Source organism: Pricia antarctica (assembly GCF_900101815.1).
Lineage (GTDB): Bacteria > Bacteroidota > Bacteroidia > Flavobacteriales > Flavobacteriaceae > Pricia > Pricia antarctica.
Genome location: NZ_FNAO01000032.1, coordinates 1 through 2083 on the forward strand (window position 1 = coordinate 1; position 2083 = coordinate 2083).

The following is a 2083-nucleotide window of genomic DNA, read 5'->3' on the forward strand; positions in this document are numbered from 1 at the left end:
TAGCCCTTTTTTCCTTGCATACCTAAAGTTACGATCGATTCCCGGATCGGCAATGATCACGACCGCTTTTTTTCATAACTTGTGCAACAGGCACACCGTGTAAAAATAATTGCTTGATTCTTACCTACTTGGAAAATCCTACGGATTTTCCTCTGGTTCGTTCCATTCTTAGTGAGTTAGTTGCTTAAACACGCAACTATCCTTACACATAAACGTTGACAACAAGCTAAAAATTTGTCTTCAAAATAAAATTGTTTACTAAAAAGGAAACTTCTATCTTTGTAGTAAACATTTACAAAATGGCTGAGAACTTTAAGGTCGAATTCCTAAAGGAGGTACTTGAATTCCTTGATGGATTGGACGATAAAGCAAGGAATAAAATTCTATTCAACATTGACAAAGCTAAGGTCAAAAACGACAAGACCCTTTTTAAGAAGCTGAACTCCGATATTTGGGAATTTCGGACTTTGTACAATAAGAAACAGTACAGACTTTTTGCATTCTGGGACAAATCCAATAAGAAAGTCACAATAGTCGTTGCAACTCACGGAATCGTGAAAAAATCCCAGAAAACACCAAAAAAAGATATTGAAAAAGCGACCGAAATAATGAAAGAATTTTTTAATGACAAAAAATAGCGATATGAAAACATATTCATTTGACGAAGTAAAGGACAGATATCTTGGAAAAGAGGGAACTGCAGAAAGAGATGCATACGAAAACGAACTTCGACTTGATCTGATCGGAGAGGCAATAAAACAGGCCCGAAAGGACAGGAATTTGACACAGGCGCAGCTTGGAGAACTCGTAGGAGTAAAAAAAGCACAGATTTCGAAAATTGAGAATAATCTGACCGATGCCAGATTTGAAACAATATTAAAAGTGTTCAGGGCATTGAACGCTAAAATCAATTTCAATGTGGTTTTGCTTAATCAAAATATGGACTTGGCATAACAGCGCGGAAAGCACTACAGATAACGGTGGCTATAGCAAATAGGGCGTTAAGTCCTATGCCCATTGGCCTGGGCGTATTTTCGAGCACCGCCAAATCTTTTGATTTGGCAACTGAAAAAGAAAAATAGTCACAAAATGCAAAAGATTTGGCTAGGGCTTGGCGGAAAAGTCGTTTCGTGTTATCCGCCCTACTTGCCATAGCCTTGACGTTATCTGCAAGCTGCCCATCAACAAATTATAAATTGGGGGAGAATTTGTAACTTTGGTTAAAATGGAATCGAGATGGACTTACAAAGCAGGAAAATAGAGTTTGTTCAGGAATTTTTGAAACTCCAAAGCGAAGAGGCTATTTCCCGGCTTGAAAAACTCCTCAAAATAGAAAAAAAATGGGACGGGGACGAATTGGAGCCTATGACCGTAAAGGAACTCAACGAACGGATAGACAAGTCCATGGAGGATTCAAAAAATGGGAGATTGACAGAAGTTAACCAGCTCCTAGCCGAAATTGAGAAATGGACTTAAAAATTCTCTGGACGGACTTCGCAAAATCGGAACTCAATAAAATCTACTAATTTTACTTTGACCACGCAGGTTCCAAGATTGCCAAAAACGAGACGAAAAAGATAGCTAAAGCAACACTTCGACTTAAAAAACAGCCGAAAATAGGCCAAGTCGAGGAATTTTTAAAAGGCAGAAGTCAAGAGTTTCGATATTTGGCACATCAATCTTTCAAAATTATCTACTGGATCAATTGGGAGCAAGATCAGGTCGAGATTGTAGACGTATTTCACACGGGACAAAATCCCGAAAAAATGCAGCGGACAAAGTAAGCCAGCAGATAACATTGGCTATATTCAATGCGGGCGTAAGTGCCTAGACCAAAGGTCTGGGCGTGTCGACGAACACCACAAAATCTTTTGGATTTTGCTCTTTCTCGGGACAAGATAAAACCAAAACAAAAAGATTTTGGCTTCCGCTGGGCGGAAATGCCAGCGCGTGCCGACCCAGCACTGCGCATAGCCGAGCCGTTGCCAAACATTTTGTTCGGGTATTCAGGTCTGTGCTTAACCTATAACTGAGTACACCGAAACTCGGGCGGAATGTGGACCTGCCGCTCATGCGCAAATGG

At 40.2% G+C, this 2083-nt stretch carries 5 protein-coding genes; 4 read left to right on the forward strand and 1 reads right to left on the reverse strand.

Annotation, left to right across the window (positions count from 1 at the left end):
* Positions 1 to 299 precede the first annotated feature (299 nt).
* From BLT07_RS20495 to BLT07_RS21790, 4 genes are all read left to right on the forward strand, one after another.
* Entirely contained in the window at positions 300 to 638 is a 339-nt protein-coding gene (locus BLT07_RS20495; RefSeq protein ID WP_091874478.1) for a type II toxin-antitoxin system RelE/ParE family toxin, read from the forward strand.
* A 4-nt stretch (positions 639 to 642) separates the two neighbouring features.
* Positions 643 to 954: a helix-turn-helix domain-containing protein gene (locus BLT07_RS20500; protein ID WP_091874475.1), complete on the forward strand. Its 312-nt coding sequence runs from the start codon at positions 643 to 645 to the stop codon at positions 952 to 954.
* Between the two features lie 282 nt (positions 955 to 1236).
* On the forward strand, positions 1237 to 1476 hold the full coding sequence (locus BLT07_RS20505) for a hypothetical protein (protein ID WP_091874473.1): 240 nt from the start codon (positions 1237 to 1239) through the stop codon (positions 1474 to 1476).
* Between the two features lie 77 nt (positions 1477 to 1553).
* Positions 1554 to 1784 (forward strand): type II toxin-antitoxin system RelE/ParE family toxin, encoded by a 231-nt coding sequence (locus tag BLT07_RS21790; protein WP_217633371.1) that lies wholly within the window; start codon positions 1554 to 1556, stop codon positions 1782 to 1784.
* A gap of 43 nt (positions 1785 to 1827) precedes the next feature.
* Here the strand turns inward: BLT07_RS21790 and BLT07_RS21250 are convergent.
* Positions 1828 to 2083 (reverse strand): hypothetical protein (locus BLT07_RS21250; protein ID WP_217633370.1); only part of this gene is annotated, 256 nt, incomplete at its 5' end.